Raw genomic sequence first — 18343 nt, 5'->3', positions numbered from 1 at the left:
AGTTTCCTTAGACCGGCATCTGCATGATGTCTTGATAGGCTTGAACCAGCTTGTTGCGTACCTGGGTCAACGCCTGAAACGAGACACTGGCTTTCTGCGAAGAGATCATTACGTCCGTCAGGTCGACGCCACTTTTGCCAATCTCGAAAGCACTGGCCAACTGGTTCGAAGCCTGCTGGGTATCGTTCACTTTATTGACGGCCTGACCGAGCATGTCGGAAAAGCTGCTGCCGGCCACTTGGGGCACCGCGACCGATTTAGGCTGGGCCATGGCGTCCATCTGCATGGAGCGCATGTCCAGCATCAACCGATTAAATTCAATACCTTGGCTCATGATCTATTCTCTCTGGCGGCCCGCATTTTTTTGACACTTACTCAGCGGGTACATAGGTATTAGCAACAAGGGTGCCAGCTCCGTGGCCGTCGGAAACAAATGCGCGCGCGGATCCTTCCAGGCTCCTGTGGGAGCGAGCCTGCTCGCGATAGCGGTGTGTCAGCCGGCGCCCGCGTCGCGAGGACCATTGTCTTCGCGAGCAGGCTCGCTCCCACAGGGTTTGTTTAATGGTTTAACTGGCGAAGAGATAAGCCTCTACATCCATCCCGGCATCACGCATCTGCGCCAGTTTGTAGCGCAGGGTCCGCGGGCTGATACCGAGGCGCTCAGCCGCCTCCTTGCGTCGGCCGCGTTCGGCGCGCAAGGTGTCGATGATCATCTGGAATTCGCGACGGCGCAGGTCATCTTCCAGGGCGCCCGCGGTTTCCCCCATCACTTCCCCGGGAGGAATCTGCGCCGGGGCGGACTGCAACACCGGCAAAGGCGCGCAGGCCACCGGGCCGGCCAGGCAGAAATCTTCCGGCTGGATCAAGCCGCCCTGCTGCAGGATCAGCGCCCGCTGGATGGCGTTGTCCAGTTCACGGACATTGCCCGGCCAGGGATAGGCGATCAGACAGGCCTGCGCCTCGGCGGACAACCGCGCCGCCGCGTGCTTCATTTTATTGACGTGTTTGGCCAGCAGGCGCTCGGCCAGCGGCAGGATATCGGCGGTGCGCTCACGAAGTGGACGCCAGGCCAGCGGAAAAACCGACAGTCGGTAATAAAGGTCTTCACGAAAGCGCCCCGCCGCTACTTCCCCGGCCAGGTCACGGTTGGTCGTCGCCACCACGCGAATGTCCAGACTGATGGGCTTGCGCGCGCCAACCCGCTCCACTTCCCGCTCCTGCAATACGCGCAGCAGCTTGGCTTGCAGGCCCAGCGGCATCTCGGAAATTTCATCCAGCAGAATGGTGCCGCCATCAGCCTGCTCGAACTTGCCAGGCTGGGCCGCGATAGCGCCGGTAAACGAACCTTTCTCGTGGCCGAACAGCGTCGCCTCGAGCATGTTGTCGGGAATCGCCGCGCAGTTGATGGCAATGAACGGTTCGCTGGCGCGCCGGGATTGCTGATGGATATAGCGGGCCAGGACTTCCTTACCCGTGCCGGACTCGCCGGAAATCAGCACGGTTGAGTCGCTGCGAGCTACCCGCGCGGCCAACTCCAGCAACTGTGCACTGGCCGGCTCGATGGCCACCGGCCCCTCGCCCTCGACAGCGGGGCTGCCCAAGGCATGGCGAGCCACCAGGTCCAACAGCGCCTTGGGCTCGAACGGCTTGACCAGATAATCCGCCGCCCCTTGGCGCATGGCATCCACCGCCCGCTCGACGGCGCCGTGGGCGGTCATCAACAGGACTGGCAGTTGCGGCTGGCGTGCGCGCAGCAGGCCGAGCAATTGATGGCCGTCCATGCCCGGCATATTGACGTCGCTGACCACCAGGCTGAATGGCTCACGGGCCACTGCGAGCAATGCCTCTTCCGCCGAACCGACAGCGGCATAATCATGCCCGGCCAACAGCAACGTATCGGCGAGTGCTTCGCGTAGCGCGCGATCATCTTCAACCAGTAGAACCTTGGTCGCCATTTGCTCACTCCACCCCTTGCGCGCTGGAGAACAGCGGCAAGCACACCGTCGCGCACGTACCGCGCCCCAGCCGCGAGCGCAGCCGCAATTCGCCCTGATGGGCACGCGCCACCGCCTTGACCACGGTCAGGCCCAGGCCAGTTCCAGTGGTCTTGGTGGTAAAAAATGGCTCGCCCAGACGTGCCAGCACGGACGGCTCGATACCGCTGCCGCTGTCGCTGACACACAGGCGCAAGGTGTTGTCGCGGGTATACAGGTGCACTTTCAGACGGACATCAACGTCACTGGCCTGAATCGCGTTTTCAATAAGATTTAATACCGCGCCCACCAGCGTGTCACGGTTGCACAGCACCTCGCCCGCATGGCTGTCGCACTGCCAGCGGATCGACACGCCCTGCACATGGGTCAATGCTGCGGCCTGCAAAGACTGCAGCAGCACCTTGGGCGCGACACGGTCGGTCAGCGGCAACTCGCCACGGGCGAACACCAGCATGTCGCGCACCTGGTGTTCCAGCTCATGCAAGCGCTCCTTCAAGCGGCCGGCAAAGCGCTGCTGGGTTTCCATCGGCAGTTGCTGCTCGGTCAGATGACTGGCGTACAGCAACGCGGCAGACAGCGGCGTACGGATCTGATGGGCCAGCGACGCGACCATCCGCCCAAGGGAAGACAGACGCTCGTGGCGGGCCAATTGGTCCTGCAAGTGACGGGTTTCGGTCAGGTCGTTGAGCAGCACCAACTGTCCGGGCTCGGCATCCAGCGAACGGGTCGAAATGGACAACCGTCGACCATCCTTCAGGGAAACTTCGTGGCCGTCGTCTTCGCGGGGCGCGAAGCAGCGAGCGATGACGTGCCGCCAGAGCTGGCCTTCCAGAGGCAGGCCAAGCAGCTCGCACGCCGCCGGGTTGGCTTCGCGCACAAAGCCGTGGGCATCGATGACAATGACGCCGCCGGGCAGGAGGTCGAGCAGGTTCTGCAGCCGGTTGGCCAGGCGTTCTTTTTCCGCCAACTCCTGCATGCGTTGGGCACTGACTACCGCCAACTCACCCTTGAGCTCGGTAACCCGCGCTTCCAGCAGGCTGTAGGAGTCGGTCAACTGGCTGGACATCTGGCTGAACAGCGAAAACGCCTGCTCAAGTCCAAGCCGGCCAGCCTGTTCGGCGGACGGCATATGTCCCGGCTCGGGGACAGAAGACATCAGGGCGGCTTGGGTCATCGTGCTCTCTCGCTTGGCTGACCGTCAGTTAAACGGAACGTTGAGAGAGCTGTAGCAATACCCGTGCCGAAAAAAAACCGCCTGAAAATCAGGCGGTTGCAAAACAGGCGTCAATCATCCGCCTGTTCATCTCCTTCACGACGGCTCATGCCGTACTTGCGCATCTTTTCCACCAGGGTGGTTCGACGAATGCGCAAGCGCTCTGCCGCGCGGGCGACGATGCCATTGGCGTCGTCAAGAGCCTGCTGGATAAGCCCTTGCTCCAGGCCGCCCAGGTAATCCTTGAGGTCCAGGCCTTCCGGCGGCAGCAAAGCATTGGTGGTGAAATCCGGCGTATGGCCGTTGATCGCCACCCGCTCCTCCAGGTCGCTGCGCAGGCTGTCGACCATTTGCTCGTCTTCGTCATCGACGTAGCGGAATTTCTTCGGCAGCTCATTCACGCCGATCACACCGTAGGGGTGCATTATCGCCATGCGTTCCACCAGGTTGGCCAGCTCGCGGACGTTGCCCGGCCAGCCGTGACGGCAGAGGGACATGATCGCCGCCGAGTTGAAGCGGATCGAACCACGCTTCTCATGCTCCATGCGCGAGATCAGCTCGTTCATCAACAGCGGGATGTCTTCGACCCGCTCGCGCAGCGGCGCCATTTCGATCGGGAATACATTGAGACGGTAATAAAGGTCTTCGCGGAAGCTGCCGACCTCGATCATGGTCTCGAGATTCTTGTGAGTCGCGGCGATGATCCGCACATCGACGCTCTGGGTCTTGTTGCTGCCCACGCGCTCGAAAGTGCGCTCCTGCAAGACGCGCAGCAGCTTGACCTGCATCGGCAGCGGCATGTCGCCGATTTCATCGAGGAACAGCGTGCCGCCGTTGGCCAGTTCGAAACGCCCGGCGCGGCTGGTGATCGCGCCGGTGAACGCGCCCTTCTCATGACCGAACAATTCACTTTCGAGCAGCTCGGCGGGAATCGCCCCGCAGTTGACCGGCACGAATGGCGCTTCGCGGCGCTTGGAATGGTAATGCAGGTTGCGCGCGACCACTTCCTTGCCGGTACCGGATTCGCCCAGGATCAGCACGCTGGCGTCGGTGTCGGCGACCTGCTGCATCATCTGGCGCACGTGCTGGATGGCACGGCTGGTGCCGACGAGGCTGCGGAAAAGGTTGGGTTCGCGATGCCGGCCGCGCTCACGCGCCTGGTCGTACATTTCGCGATAAACCTGGGCGCGGTGCAACGAATCGAGCAATTTGCTGTAGCTCGGCGGCATTTCCAGGGTGGAAAGCACCCGGCGGCGCTGGTCTTCCGGCAGGTCGAGAGAAGAATTTTCGCCCATCAGCAAAACTGGAAGGAACTCATCCCAGGTCGAGAGTGTCTTTAGCAAGCCCAAAAGCGACGCAGGAGCATTTACCGTCCCGATAAGGACGCAAATGACTTCACGACTGGACGACAGAGAGCCGACAGCCTGCTGCCAATCATGGCTACCGCAGGGTAAATTTTCTTCGCCAAGAAAATTCAGGATCACCGCCAGGTCGCGGCGGCGGACGCTATCGTCATCGATCAGGAGAATTTTGGTTTCACGCCACATGCAATAGCAACTTCCCTAGTCAACTCAGTGCCCGGAATTTGGGGGCAAGCTAGACGCTTGCAGACTTGTCATGCCTGTAGACGCCTGAAATCTGTAAACAGCCACTAGTTAAGTCAAAAAATCGTGCACAGTCAAATTTATGGCGCACTTTGTTCGGATTAACTGAAAATTAAATCAGCCGAACAAGTGATAAACCTTCGCCGCGTTCTGTGCCTGATGAATCTGCGACATTTCGCTCACGATTGCCTGACGCTCGCCCGTTGCCGCTTCCAGCAATTGGCGATAAACCCCCAGCAGTTCTTCCAGATTATTACGCAACGCCGCCTCGTCCACCTCGGACTCGCTCAAGACGTCCTCCATGCAGGAACGGCATGCCAGGTCCAGTTGACCAATGGCTTCCCAATTACGCTCAGCCAAGGCACCAACCAGGGCATCACGGGTTTGTTCGATTCGCTGCAGGACAAGACTCATGAGAGCACTCCTTAGAATTGCGGACCAGGCGTGGCAATGGCATCCCAGCCTTCCTTGACCGTGCGAAGCAACTCGGCGACTTCGTCGAGGATCTTCGGATCAGTCTTTACGTTGGCTTCGGCCAGGCGTTTCATCATGTAGGTGTAGAGTGCGTCCAGCTCGGCGACTGACTCAGCCTGGTTTTCCAGATCGAGGCCTTCACGCAGACCGCCGACGATGCCGATGGCCTTGCCGATCAACACGCCCTTGCTGGCAATGTCCTTGCGCTCCATCGCACCCTTGGCCTGGGCGATACGGTCCAGGCCACCTTCCATGAGCATTTGCACAAGACGATGGGGACCTGCTTCGGAGGTTTGCGCCTGAGCACCAATTTTTTGGTATTGGCGAAGGGCTAACATCGGATTCATGTTCTACCTCATCAAAAAACATCAGTTCGTATAAACAGCGTATCGACGCCGCGTCAAAAAACTTTAGATCGAAAAAAGCCGAAAGCCCGGGAGCGCCTTGCGACGCTTCCGGGCTTTTTCGTATCAGCTGGAATCAGCTGTTTCGCTGCTGCGCGTTCATCGCTTCGAACATGGAAGTGATGTTGTTGGCGGTGGCTTTGAGCTTGCCAACCAGGGTATCCATGTCGTTGTACTTCTTGGTCAACACCGCGGTCAGGGTCGCGACCCGACGATCCAGGGCTTCCTGATCGTTCTTCAGTCGCGTCTGGGTCCTGGTCAACGCCGTGGTCCGCTGATCAAGGACGCCGCCAGGCTGACTGAACGGCAGGATCGCTTTTTCCATGCGTTCCAGCAAGCCATCAGGTCCGGTGAACATCGTCTCGACCTCACCACTGAGCTTTTTGTCAGTCATTGCTGCAGTGAATTTGGTCCCATCGAAGTTCAACGCACCGGTCTTCTGATCGGTTGTAACACCCAACTGGGCCAGCACCGTCAGCTTGTCGCCAGCGCCTGTTTCAGACAAAGGACCACGCATCGCCGCCAGGAGCGAGCGAGGCAATGCGTCACCGGTCAACTTGGCCGGCACCGTCGGGTTACCATCACTATCGAGCGACGGCTTGGTCAGCGCGGTAATGCTGTTGGCCACCGCGTTATAGGCATCGACGAATTTCTGGATCGAGGCTTTCAGGCCATCATTGTTCGGCGCCACGGTAACGGTAGAAATTGCCTCCGTCCCTCCAGTCCCTCCCGCTACCAGGTTCAAGGTCAAGCCGGAGATCGCCTGGTCGACCTTGTTGCTTTTGCTAGTCAGTTCCATGCCATCGACGGAAAACTTGGCATCGACCGCCACGGCACCGATGGCCCCCGCCGAAGTGGCCGTCATCGGGCTTCCAGGGGTACCCACGACATTGGTCCCATCGATCTCCAACCCGGCAATGCCACTGACCGAAATGTCGGAGCCGGCGCCGGTGGTACTGGACCCCAGCACCAGGCGAGAACCGAAGGAGTCGGTCACGATGTTGGCACTGATACCCGCAGCCTTGAGCGAAGAGTCAGCGTTGATCGAATCACGAACCGATTGCAGGGTCGAGCCGTCCGGCACCGCGAGGGTACGATCGACGCCGTTCTGCTTGATGGTCATGGTGCCAGTGGGAATAGCGCTGGTGGTACCGCCGGCAAAGGCTGCACTCGCGACCTTGGACGAAGTGGCGATATTTCCGACTTTGATCGTGTAAGTGCCGGATACCGCCGAGTTGGTGGCGGTGGCAGTTACGAAGTTCGTAGCAGAAGAAGTTGCGGCAAAACCGGAAAACGCCGGATTGGTCCTGCTCGACAGCTCCGTCATCGCAGTCCTGAAGGCGGCCAGCAAGGACTTCAGGCTTCCAATCCCGGAGATGTTATTGCTCGTGGTCGTCGTCGCACGGGTGATCTGGCCTTGCTTGGCCGCTTTGTCAGAATCCACCAGCGCCTTGACGATTGCACCGGTATCAAGGCCTGAGCCTAGACCCAGTCCCGGAAGAATTGGACTTGCCATGGTGATACTCCCTTCAGTGTGTCGCCGGCCTTTTGACCAATACAACGCCCAAAAGAATAGAGCAACAAAATTCGTGCCAGCTGTCAGGCTTCAGCGCTGAACAACAAGCTGTTTGCATCATTTAAACTGTGGGCCAGTTTCAGAACTTCTTCGTTCGGGATCTGACGAATCACTTCACCGGAACCACTGGCAATCACCTTGACGATTACCTTGCCAGAAGGCTCATCGATTGAGAACTCCAGGTTACGCTTGACCGACTGGACGAACTTCTCGATTTCCTGCACGGCTTTCTTCAGCTTGTCCTGCTCGGCGGCAGCGTCTTTCGGAGTTTCCTTGACCGGTGTCAAGGTAGCCACGTCAGCCTGAGGCTTCTCCACTGGCTTGTCGACCACTGAAGGCGCCGGCTTCGCCGCTGGATAAGACAAGTTCAGCTTCACGCTCATATCCATGTCCATCACCTCTTGAACGGAAAAAGCGAGAGAGCACGCAAGCGCACTCCCCCGCTAAAACTCATCCGGCTATTACTGAAGCAGCTTCAGTACAGCGGATGGCAGTTGGTTGGCCTGAGCCAGAACCGAGGTAGACGCTTGCTGCAGAGTCTGCTGCTTGGTCAGTTGTGCAGTTTCAGCAGCGAAGTCGGTATCTTGTACGCGACCCAGTGCAGCACTGGCGTTTTCGTTGATGTTCTGCAGGTTGGAGATGGTGCTGGCGAAACGGTTTTGTGCAGCACCGAGGTCGGCACGAGCACTGTTGATGGTGTCGATGGCGCTGGTGATTGCGTCCATTGCGGCCGAGAAGTTGGTCTCGGCAGTAGCGCTGTCGGAACCAACGATGGTGATCGCCGAGTCAACACCCAGGCTTGCAGCGTCGAAGCTGGCGCTCAAGGTCAGGGAGATCTGGTTGTCAGCACCGGTGTTCGAACCGACCTGGAAGGTCATGGTGCTGGCGGTACCGTCGAGCAGGTTCTTGCCGTTCAGGTTGGTGCTGTTGGCGATACGGGTCAGTTCGTCGCTCATCTGCGAGAACTCTTTGTTCAGAGCAACACGGTCATCTGCGCTGTTGCTGTCGTTACGGGACTGGATGGCCAGTTCACGCATACGTTGCAGAATGTTGGTTTGCTCTTGCATCGCGCCTTCAGCGGTCTGCGCCATGGAGATACCGTCGTTGGCGTTCTTGATCGCCATGGTCTGACCGCGGATTTGCGAGGTCATACGGGTAGCGATCTGCAGGCCGGCGGCGTCGTCTTTGGCGCTGTTGATTTTCAGGCCGGAAGACAGGCGGGTCATCGAAGTGGACAGAGCGTCGGAAGCGCGGTTCAGGTTCTTCTGAACGTTCAGCGACGTGGTGTTGGTGTTTACTGTTAAAGCCATGACGAATTCCTCGTTGGTTGGGTACTGCGGCTTCCGGCCCTTGGCAACCGCCGGGGTGTGGCCTAGAGAACCTTCGTAATAGTTATCGTCGGATTAGGAACTTGCTTGAGGGCTTTTTTCAAAAAATTTGCTAGCAGTCTGCCACCCCCGTAAAAACAAGGACTTACCGGCCAATAAAGGCCCGAAAAATGGCGTCAAGAAAACCTGCAACGAACGCCAGGCAAAAAAAAGCGCCCCAGACCAAGCCTGGAGCGCCATTCAGAGATCAGCCCGGGCTCAGTCGCGATAGAGAATCGCCGACCCCCACGACAGGCCTACACCGAAACCGCTGATCGCCACGCGCTTCCAATCTGCGTCCAGCACGTGCTTTTCCAACAGCAGCGGAATGCTCGACGACACGGTATTGCCGGTCTCGACCATGTCCTTGATGAATTTCTCGGGCTCGCCCTCGAAGCGCCGCGCCACGGCATCGACGATCGCCGCGCTGCCCTGGTGGATGCAGAACGCGTCGATGTCACTGGCTTGCAGCGAGGATTCGTTCAGCAGCTCGTGCAAATGCGCCGGCACCTTCAGCAAGGCAAAGTTGAACACCTGACGGCCGTTCATGAAAAACACCCCGTCGCTGACCTTCAGGTGCGGCGCGCCGGAACCGTCGGTGCCGAACTTGGCCTTGCCCAACTGCCAGCTGGCGCCTTCGGCCATCCAGGTGGCCGTGGCGGCATCGCCGAACAGCATGGTGGTGTTGCGATCTTCCGGGTCGACGATTTTCGAATACGGGTCGGCTGTAACCAGCAGCCCGTTCTTCAGCCCTGCAGCTTCCATGAAGCCTTTCAAGGCATAGATGCCGTAGACGTAGCCCGAGCAGCCCAGCGATATATCGAACGCCGCCACATGGGTCGGCAGGCCAAGCTTGTCCTGCACGATTGCGGCGGTGTGCGGCAACCCCTCTTCATCGCCGTTCTGGGTGACGACGATCAACGCGTCGATCGACTCGCGCGAAAGCTGCGGGTTATTGGCGAACAATGCGTTCACGGCTTCGACACAAAGGTCCGAAGTCTCCTGGTCGGCGTCTTTGCGCGGCAGGAACGCCGAACCGATCTTGCCAAGGATGAATTCTTCATCCTTCTCGAATTTGGCACCCTGAGCGTAGTTATCCACACCAGCGGTCGGCACATAACTCGCTATGCTTTTTATGCCAATCATCATGGCTTCCCGATCATGTACTGCGACTAGGTTCACCCCCGAAAGCTCAGGGGCGCTTCAAAATGGTTGATTTCCAAGGGCGGACGCCTTGTCCGGCGAACGAACAGGCCTCCACTCCGGAAATACAATACAGTGAAGATGCACTTTATGACCTATGCGTCACGCCGTTTTGTCCTGAAGGAGCATTTTTTCATGACAAACGCAGCCGCGTCACTCCTGTAATGGTGCGCGACGGCGTCGGGAAATTTTGGGGGGGTGTTGGTGCACTTCGGCGAAGGCGCCGGCAGGTTTTACCTGCCGGCGTGGCTGGGAAGCCTCGTAAGGCAGGGTTATGCGGCAGGCTCGTCCAACAGGTCGGTCCACGGCACGTTGCGCACCGGGCCCAAGGTGAAACCGGTGCCGTCCAATGCCAGGTTGCCATTGTAGAAACGATCCTGGGCAAACGCCTCGGACCACTTCTCACGCAGCGCCGCCAGAGTCTCAGGCGTACTCGCCAGCACACCGGACTGGATGACCAGCACGTGTGGCGTCCATACCGTCAGGTAGCCGGCCTGGCCGACCCTGAGGCACAGGTCGACATCACCCAGGGCCTCGTCGAACAGACCGCTGTCTACGCCGTCGGCAGCCTCGAACAACTGCTTGGAAATCATCAGGCAGGCAAACGACACCGCCGAACAGTTCTGCTCGACCACCAGCCTGTTCATGTAGCCCCTGGCGTGCTTCGGCTCGCCGACGAAGGCAGAACCCACTGCGTCGTTCAAGCCCAGGATCAGGCCGGCCTGGGTAATACGTCCATCGCGCTCGATCAGTCGGGGACCGACCACGCCGACTTCCGGACGCAACGCCTGATTGAGCAGCGATTCGATCCAGTTGACGTTGACCATTTCGCTGTCGGCCGCCAGGGTAACCAGGTAGTCACCCTTGGCCTCTTGGCTGGCAGCGTTGATCAGCGACCCGGTCGCGACGCCCGCTTCGATATCCAGCAAACGAACGCGACTGGCCTGGTGCCCCTGGCCGTCGAGCCAGGTACGCAGTACGGAATGGTTTGCCGCCCCGGTAGGGACCAATACTTCGTAGCGCTGATAGCGGGTGCGTTGCAGCACGCTGAGCAGGCAACGTTGCAATACCGGCAGGTCAGCCCTGCCATGGACGATGATCGACACCAGCGGTCGCTCGGTAAAGCGGTAGTCGATCTTGTGCGTACCGGCTATTACCGCGCTCACGTCGGCTTGATAGCCACGAACCGCCAGATGACGCAGCAGTGTCTTGCGCTCATCGACGTTGTCTTCCACCGGTGGCGCCTGGCCTATCAGCAGCGGCTCATCCAGGTGGGCAAGCCCTTCCAGGCCGTCCTGCTCGATCAGACGCAACAGCAGATCGAACTCCATCGCCTTCTTGAACTCACGGGAATAACCGCCGAGCTTCACCAGTGTCTCGCGGCGTACCAGCCAATGACGAGCCATCAACGCCGGGTAGTTTTGCAGCAGGTCAAGGTTGAAACCGGGTCGGAAGATATCGGCCAGCGTTCCATCCGGCTGGCGCTGAAACTCATCCATCGCCACGGCCTGGCACTGTGGAGCGGCGAGCAATTCCACACTCGCCCGGAACAGGCCACCCGGCGTCAGCTCATCGCCGGCCTCGGCCATGACCATCCAGTCGCAATCGCTCTGGTTGACCACTTGATTGATTTTGTCGACGTAGTTGCTCTCGTTGACTTTGACGAAATGCAGGACGTTCTGTGGCGTCGTCTCGGCCGGCAAGTCACCGCTGGTAAACACGACAATCTTGAACGCCCGGCAATAGCCATTGATTACGCTGTCGAAGGTGGCCTGCATCTTGAAGATGTCGGCGTCCAGGTCGAGGATCAAAATGCCAAACGTAGGGCCGCCGTTTCGAGCAGCCAGGTACTTGGAGACTTTTCGCGCTTCGCTGGCGCTCGGTTCGCGCGCTTCGAGCCAGCGCAGCAGTTGGCCGGAGCGCGTGGCATCGAACAACCGCGCGGTATTTTCAAACGCCGCCGCCTCGAGCCTTTGCTTCCAGGCCTGGAGCATCTGCACGTAGCGCTCGTCACCCTTGGCCTGCATGACTTCAAGCAGTTGTTTGAGGAGATCCTGGTTGAAGGCATAGCTCAGGAAGGCTCTCGCCAGCTGTTCATCAAGCGGCTCGGCGCTGGTGTTGCGCTGGGGGCGAGACAGCTCTTTCTGCTTGAGCATGACGGCTTCCAGTTCCGTCAACTGCACCAGCCCGCTCGGTGCCGCGTGAAGCAGGAATTCCAGTGCGGTGAGGACATCAAAAAAAGCCTGGTTATAAAAAGGCAACTCGACGTATTGCGTCGGTTCGAAACGACGAACCGGTTCGCCACGTCGCGAATCCCAGATCGACTCGAACAGTTTTCCGGCCTGCGGCACCGAACGCTCGTCCAGCTTCTTGACAATGGCCTTGGTGTACTCGCGCACCGACGCATCCGTGCCGAGGGCACTGGCCAGCGTCGTGGCCAAGCGCTCCTGTTCAGCGACCGTCAGCATGTCCTGGGCGCCAGGCGCCACTGCGGGGAGGCTTCGCGGCTTTGCCACGCGATTGCGTTCATGCACACCGTAGGGAATGTCCAGCAAGCGGACCCTCGCCTGAGCCAACACCGCCAGGGAGTGGCCGGCCTCTTGTAACCGCGAATCAAAACCGGCGGGCAACGAAGCGTAACTGCGGCGCAGGGTTTCAGTGCGCGTCAGGGCGTTCACCAAGGACGGGCAATCCTCGGCAAACACTGCCAGGCGGGCTTGCACTGAGGCGTCGCAATAGTCTTCACAGCCCTTGCGGTCGAGCAAGTAATAGTCGATACGGTCGGCATGGGCTTCGAACGCCAGGCTGTAGCCTTGACAGGCGCTGTAATCGGCCTGGGCTTCGAGGAAACCCAGCGCCTGCTCAAGTGCCTGGGGCAACAGGAAACTCTCGACATCGACAATCGCCAGGTAAGGCGTGGCGATTCGCTCGACGGCCTGGCGAACCTTGTCACCAAAACCCTTGGCGGCGGGCGCGTGCAGATATTGCACGGTGGGAAATGCTGCCTCGATATCAGCGTCGATCCGGCTCGACGAGTCGACAACCAGCAATGCGAACGAACTGTCGCGGTAATAGCGCAACGCTCGCCGCAGGGCAGTCGACTGGTCGTGAGCGAGCAGCACCAGGGTAATCCGTTTATTCAACGGCGCAGTCGATCCGGTTGAGACATTGCTTTGCATATTGATTCCTTAACGAGTGGGTGGCCGCATCAGCGACACCGGAGTTTCGAGCTTGCAACCCATCAATCCGGCAACCATCCATTGGCCCAGTACTGCAGGTTATCGCCGCGCAAGATAAAGTCGCGCAGCACCACTTCACGTAATTCGTCGCCCATCCGGTAACTGGCAATCGGATCCGCCAGGTGCATGCGGATGGCCGCCAGCCATTCTTCGGTGCTGTTGCTGAGGACCCGCGTGCAAGGCAGGTGACCTCGGTAAGCTTCGGTATCCGAACAGATGACCGGATAGCCGCACGCGCCGTACTCCAGCAGGCGCAGGTTGCTTTTGCAGTCGTTGAAGATATGAAATTCCAGCGGCGCCAGGGCCAGGTCGAGATTAAGACTGGCAAGCTTCGCCGGATAAGCCGCCAGGCTCACACCGGGATGGAACTCATGGATATACGGCTTGAGCAAATCCGGGCACATGCCGAAGAAAACCCACTCCACTTCATCGGCCAATTCCCGAACGACATCCGCAATGAGTTCCAGATCGCCACGGTGGCTGGTGCCGCCGCCCCAACCGATACGTGGCTTGCTGGAGGTTGCCCGGTGGGGCCTGAGTTGGTTCCACAGGCCGGCAGCCAACATGTTCGGCACGACGCGGATGTCGTGGTGCATGCTGGACAAGACGTCCGCCAATGGATGGGTGGAAACCACTACTCGATCACATAGGGCAATTCCTTTGCGCAGCAAGTCCTCGAGGTTGTCCGGCATGTTGCGACGGTGTTCGTTCTTTTCCGGAACCTTGGCGATGTAGTCATCCAACTCGTAGATGCGCATGGCCTTGGAGTAAGTCTTGACCTGGGCAATGTCCTTGAACTTACCCACGTTGTAGCGACCTTGAAGAATGATCACATCCGGCGACTGGCGCTCGATGTCGATGATCGAGGGCGTATCGTAGGCAACACGCCCGACGATTCGACCCGCTGCTTCGAGTTCGAACAACGGTTGGCTTACCCGATAATGCCCCACGGCCGAGGTATTCACCGCAAGCCCGAGGATCGAAGGTACGTTGCGGGTAACCAGCGGATTCCATCCGGTACGTGGGCCGGGCTCCAGACTGAAACTTTTCCCGGTCAGGGTCAGGTTACGGTTGTAGGCCGGATCGTTGGCGATCCTGGGCAACCAGCGCTGATAGAACGCCTCCTGTTCATGCTCCAGCCGCTGCTTCCAGGAAGCATCGCGGCTGGCTTCCACGCCGGACGCCAGGACAACGTCACAGTAAGGCGTGGTGACGATCAGGTAACCGTTTTTACTGACTTGTTGACATAACTCCAGAGCGTTGATGCGCTGCGTCGTGATCGACTCATCGAACCCACCGGCTTCCTCCAGGACCTGCTTGCGCACCAACACGCAGTGATCACCGACAGCACTCCAGTTCTGCACAGCTTGCAAGCGCTGCATATAGCCGCCAGACGTTACCGATTCGTTGACGAACGCCCTGCCCGCCAACCCACCCAGCCCCATGATCATGCCGGAGTCGATGACCCGGCCTTGCAGGTTGAGTGTGCGCGGGCCGACGATGCCGACCTCGGGACGTTGGCCATGATTGAGCAACTCGTCCAGCCAGGCGGCTTCCAGCACGACGCAATTGGGGTTGAGCAACAACAGGTATTCGCCGCGCGCCTGTTGCGCGGCGAAGTTGCGGATCAGCGCTTCGCTGGCACTTTCGGGATGGGCGAATATTCGCAGCTTTTCACTGCCCAGCTCAGCCATCGCCCGGAGCCAATGCTGCAACTCGGGATTTTCACTGGCGTTGTCGACAATGATGATTTCGTAGTGCGGATACGTGGTGGTGCTGATCAGGCTGTTGACGCAACGTTCCAGCGCGCCCAGGTCATCCTTGACGCTGATGATGATCGACACCAGCGGTCGCTCGGAGAACAGGTATTCGATGCGCGGGATCAACGCCAGGAGCGGCCCGGGATGAAGCTGGTGGGGCACGCCGATACGCTGCAGGTGGGTGGTGGTCAGCCGGGCGTTCTGCTCGATGACTTCCGGTAGCGACAGCCACTGCGCAAACGAAAACGTCGACTCGACCTGGACCTCCGGAATATGACCGATGACGTGCGGCCCGTCCGTTTCCACCAGTCGCCAGATCAGGTCGTGGGGCGCCAGTTCGCCCAGGCTCGGATCGAATCCACCCGAGGCGATGAATCGCGCCCGCTCGAAAGCCAGGGTTCGACCGACATAGGGATAACCGCGCATCAGGTCGAGATTGAAGTCGGGCTTGAAGATCGGCTCCGCCGACTTGTCATCCACCAGCGCGCCTTCATCGCTGTAGATACAGGCAGCCGCCGGCGAGCTGACAATCCGGTCGGCCAATATCAGCAGCGCCGAATCGGTCAAGCGATCGCCGGCACGCAACAAATAGAACCAGTCGGCGCCGTCCAGTTGCGGCAGCAGCCCGTTGAGCTGCTGCGCCCAGTCCGCTTGCAGGCCAAGGCGCAGCACATGGTTGTCCAGCGCCTGGCGGCCGTTGGACAGTAGCAGCACCGATTCGCAGGCATAGGTTTGGGCAGAGAGACTCTGCAACGTAACACCCAACGCACCAGGATCGTCCTGCTCGTCGATGATGACGGGCACGATCATCGGACGATAGGCCCAGCGGGCTATCTGTCGGGACAGGACCTGCTTGCGCAATGGGCTGAAACGCCGACATTCCAACCACTGCACATAGAGGTCCGCGTAGCTTTCGATGTCCGTGCCGACTTGCGAACCGATGACGCCCTGCCGAGTCGCAATGACCGAATAGACGTTGATCTCTTCCCACTCGGACGTCGCTTGCTCCTTGTCCCGCTCCAGGGCCTGGTAGCGCACCCAGCCACTGGCGGGCGCCGGCTCGCTGCTGCGCTGGGCGAGCATTTCCTTGAGCCATGTCAGCTCGACCGTGGCCGCCTCAAGCATCTTGGCCTGACGCGCAAGACGGTCCGGATGCAAGCGCTGGCCGCTGCCCTCAGCATACAGCTGGACCAGATTGCCCCGGCGCAACAGGCAGATGAACAAGGCAAAATCGAGGACCGCCTCGAAGCCTTCACCGGGCCGCGCCAACGCTGGCAGCAGGGCCTCGACATCTGTCCGACGCATCAATGCGCCGCTCAAACCGCCGAGAATGTTGCGGGTGGTTTTCTCAAAATACGCCAGCATGTCGCTGCCGTTGAACATCGCATCGAACTGCGTGATGCCGGTGTTTTCAACGCGGATCGGCAGGGCAAAGTTGTCTGCATCGATCAAATGATGCTTGTTGATCACCAGCGATACTTGCGGATGCTCCTGCAGGATGGCCGCCTGCTGGCTGACGCAAAACGCCAGCAACTGGTCGTCATCGCAAAGGAACTTGATGTACTCGCCCCGGGACTCATCAAGGCAGCGCAGCAGGTTTTGCTGGAACCCCAGCCGAGTCGGGTTGGGCAGGTAGCGCAACGCAACCTTCGAGTCGACGCTGAGCTCCTCGACGATCCGCTCGATTTCATCGGTGCGGCAATCGTCGCAGATGACGATCTCAAGGTTCTCGTAGGTCTGCTCGAGCGCGCTTTGCAAGGCGAGGCGGAAAAAGCGTGGGTGGTACGCGGGGATGGCAATGCTGACAAGAGGAGCTAGTTTCACACGCTTGGCTCTCAACCGGTGGGCGCCAACTCAGGCGAGAGCAGGACGTCCTGAATCGTATAAATGAAGGGGTAAGGGACCGCGTATAGCGTCACGGTCCCTGCCCTGGATCACATTTTGTTGAACAATCCCAATTGAGCGATCTTGCTGAACGCCAACTGCGACGCTTGAAGCATAGTCTGCTGCAAAGTGAGGCGCGTCATCACTTCCGCCGGGTCGGAGTCACGAATCGCCGACTGGGTTTGCGAGTTGGCGAGGACAAAGCTCTGGTTGGTATCGCTCTGGGTATCGAGCGACTGACCGCGTCCACCGACCGAACTCAATGCACTGGTCAAGTGGTCGGTACCGCTGGCCAGGTTACCGATGCCCGAAGCCAACGCCGCGTTCAGCTTCTGGACAGCGATGTTGTTGCCATCGGCCGGCGTGTTCAAAGCAGTCCGCAACTGGCTCACGGTGTCCAGGACGTTCTGCGTCTCGTGGGTATTGACCGCGATGCTGAACTGATCGTTGGCCGCCGGGGCTCCATTGAGTGTGAAACTCACGCCGGATGCGGTGGCGACGTTGCCCGCCAGGGTGCCACTGGACACCGGTTTGCTGTCTGCGGTCAGTGGCGCGGCGTACAGGTCGAAATCCGTGGCGCTGGTGAATTTCAATACCGCCGAGCCTGTCGGGAAGCTGGCGTGGTAGGCCACCGGGTCGGTGATCTGGCCTGCGGTGATCTGGGTCGCGGTGGCGTTGCCCGGGCTGCGGGCCGGCGTGAACGAATCGGGTTTGGCGGCCAAGGTGAAGGTATGACCGGGCAACACCGTGCCTGCAACATCGCCTGCATGAAGGTTGACGTTCAGGGTCAAGTCGACACCTCGAAAGCTCACGGTCTGGCCGGCCTGGCTGTTGGGATCAATAGCCCCGCCCTTGCTGGCTTCGGCAGTCACATCGTTGCCGCCTGAGTCAGTGATTTTCAGCTGGGTGCCGCTGGTGAACTCCACAGTGTACGGCTCGCCACTGCGGAATTGGCTGTTGTAGCTCACGCCGGAGGACACTTGGCCGTTGGTCAGCACCACGCGCCCATCATCCACCGCCGGCGCGGTCATGGTGACCTGGGTGCGGCTGGTGTTGACGGCTTGCTGGAACACTTCCCAGCCGGTGCTGTTGGTGGCCATGGTCATGGTGTCGCCGATCGGCAGGTCCAGGGTCACCTGGTCGCCGTTGTAGCTGTAGGTGCCGTCGTCGTTGCGGGTAAACGGTACGATATCGCCCTTGGAACCGGCGAAGATATATTTGCCGTTTTCGTCCTTGGTGTTCATCAGGCTCAGCAACTGATCCTCGATCGAACCCAACTCCGACGCCACTGCTTTACGGTCTGCGTCGGTGTAGGCGGCGTTACCGGCACTCACGGCCAATTCCTTGGCGCGCTGCAACACGTTGCCAATGCTGGTCATGACCGCTTCGGTCGTGCCCAGGGTCGCCTTGATGGTGGTGACGTTGGCTTCGTATTGAGAAAGCATCGACGCCTGGTTGCCTAACTGCAGCAGGCGCGAAGCCCCCACCGGATCATCAGCGGCGGTGTTCACCCGCACGAGACTGCTGGCTTCCTCGCTGCTCTTGACCACCTTGGCGAAGTTTTTCTGATAGTTCGCAGCCGTGCTTTCGTAGAACTGAGAAGTAGAAATGCGCATGGGCTACGG

The 18343-nt window shown here is 59.7% G+C and carries 13 protein-coding genes; all 13 read right to left on the bottom strand.

Translation table 11 applies throughout. The features are described 5' to 3' along the window. Positions 1 to 7 precede the first annotated feature (7 nt). Positions 8 to 334 (bottom strand): flagellar hook-basal body complex protein FliE, encoded by a 327-nt coding sequence (gene fliE / locus J3P94_RS08430; protein WP_305499603.1) that lies wholly within the window; start codon positions 332 to 334, stop codon positions 8 to 10. 232 nt (positions 335 to 566) lie between these two features. Beyond that, positions 567 to 1955: a sigma-54-dependent response regulator transcription factor FleR gene (fleR, locus tag J3P94_RS08425; protein ID WP_305499601.1), complete on the bottom strand. Its 1389-nt coding sequence runs from the start codon at positions 1953 to 1955 to the stop codon at positions 567 to 569. 4 nt (positions 1956 to 1959) lie between these two features. Beyond that, positions 1960 to 3168 carry a sensor histidine kinase gene (locus J3P94_RS08420; protein ID WP_434572625.1) on the bottom strand — a complete coding sequence of 403 codons (1209 nt, stop codon included), beginning with the start codon at positions 3166 to 3168 and terminating at the stop codon, positions 1960 to 1962. Between the two features lie 110 nt (positions 3169 to 3278). Continuing rightward, on the bottom strand, positions 3279 to 4754 hold the full coding sequence (locus tag J3P94_RS08415) for a sigma-54 dependent transcriptional regulator (RefSeq protein WP_305499600.1): 1476 nt from the start codon (positions 4752 to 4754) through the stop codon (positions 3279 to 3281). A gap of 174 nt (positions 4755 to 4928) precedes the next feature. Next, positions 4929 to 5225 carry a flagellar protein FliT gene (locus J3P94_RS08410; RefSeq protein ID WP_305499599.1) on the bottom strand — a complete coding sequence of 99 codons (297 nt, stop codon included), beginning with the start codon at positions 5223 to 5225 and terminating at the stop codon, positions 4929 to 4931. Between the two features lie 11 nt (positions 5226 to 5236). Then, the gene (gene fliS, locus J3P94_RS08405; RefSeq protein ID WP_434572623.1) at positions 5237 to 5632 is read right to left on the bottom strand and encodes a flagellar export chaperone FliS; all 396 of its coding nucleotides are present in this window, start codon (positions 5630 to 5632) and stop codon (positions 5237 to 5239) included. Between the two features lie 133 nt (positions 5633 to 5765). Next, complete coding sequence (gene fliD / locus J3P94_RS08400) at positions 5766 to 7205, bottom strand: flagellar filament capping protein FliD (protein ID WP_434572621.1); 1440 nt, start codon at positions 7203 to 7205, stop codon at positions 5766 to 5768. A gap of 83 nt (positions 7206 to 7288) precedes the next feature. After that, complete coding sequence (locus tag J3P94_RS08395; RefSeq protein WP_434572620.1) at positions 7289 to 7654, bottom strand: flagellar protein FlaG; 366 nt, start codon at positions 7652 to 7654, stop codon at positions 7289 to 7291. 72 nt (positions 7655 to 7726) lie between these two features. After that, complete coding sequence (locus J3P94_RS08390) at positions 7727 to 8575, bottom strand: flagellin domain-containing protein (RefSeq protein WP_434572618.1); 849 nt, start codon at positions 8573 to 8575, stop codon at positions 7727 to 7729. A 276-nt stretch (positions 8576 to 8851) separates the two neighbouring features. Beyond that, on the bottom strand, positions 8852 to 9778 hold the full coding sequence (locus J3P94_RS08385) for a ketoacyl-ACP synthase III (protein ID WP_163006878.1): 927 nt from the start codon (positions 9776 to 9778) through the stop codon (positions 8852 to 8854). 329 nt (positions 9779 to 10107) lie between these two features. Continuing rightward, positions 10108 to 13014: a TIGR00180 family glycosyltransferase gene (locus tag J3P94_RS08380; protein ID WP_434572616.1), complete on the bottom strand. Its 2907-nt coding sequence runs from the start codon at positions 13012 to 13014 to the stop codon at positions 10108 to 10110. Positions 13015 to 13076: 62 nt separating this feature from the next. Continuing rightward, a complete protein-coding gene (locus tag J3P94_RS08375) occupies positions 13077 to 16658 on the bottom strand; it encodes a glycosyltransferase (RefSeq protein WP_434572614.1) in 3582 nt (1193 codons plus the stop codon). 110 nt (positions 16659 to 16768) lie between these two features. After that, the gene (locus tag J3P94_RS08370) at positions 16769 to 18334 is read right to left on the bottom strand and encodes a flagellar hook-associated protein 3 (RefSeq protein WP_434572613.1); all 1566 of its coding nucleotides are present in this window, start codon (positions 18332 to 18334) and stop codon (positions 16769 to 16771) included. Positions 18335 to 18343: the final 9 nt, after the last annotated feature.

The organism is Pseudomonas sp. Z3-8 (genome assembly GCF_051131975.1).
GTDB lineage: Bacteria > Pseudomonadota > Gammaproteobacteria > Pseudomonadales > Pseudomonadaceae > Aquipseudomonas.
This window is presented reverse-complemented; position numbering and strand designations above follow the sequence as displayed.